Annotated in this window: 2 tRNA genes; both read left to right on the top strand. The window is 56.6% G+C overall.

Annotated elements, in window-relative coordinates:
• Positions 1-76 (top strand) — tRNA-Ala (locus JL37_RS24300).
• Between the two features lie 36 nt (positions 77-112).
• Positions 113-188, top strand: a tRNA-Glu gene (locus JL37_RS24295).
• Positions 189-316: the final 128 nt, after the last annotated feature.

The following is a 316-nucleotide window of genomic DNA, read 5'->3' as shown; positions in this document are numbered from 1 at the left end:
GGGGGTATAGCTCAGCTGGGAGAGCGCTTGCATGGCATGCAAGAGGTCAGCGGTTCGATCCCGCTTACCTCCACCAGTAAGCAGTACGGTAGTAAGATTGCTGTTTGTTCAGGTCCCCTTCGTCTAGAGGCCTAGGACATCACCCTTTCACGGTGAGTACAGGGGTTCGAATCCCCTAGGGGACGCCAGTTCGCTGGCAGCAGTATGCAGTACCTAGATGCAGTTGAAGTGACCAAGTAGTTGAGTAAGCCGCTGCGGAGCGGTAGTTCAGTTGGTTAGAATACCGGCCTGTCACGCCGGGGGTCGCGGGTTCGAG

This window comes from Achromobacter sp. RTa, from assembly GCF_000757485.1.
Taxonomy (GTDB): domain Bacteria; phylum Pseudomonadota; class Gammaproteobacteria; order Burkholderiales; family Burkholderiaceae_B; genus Achromobacter.
Note: the sequence above shows the minus strand (reverse complement) of the source record. Positions and strands in the feature narration are given on the sequence as shown.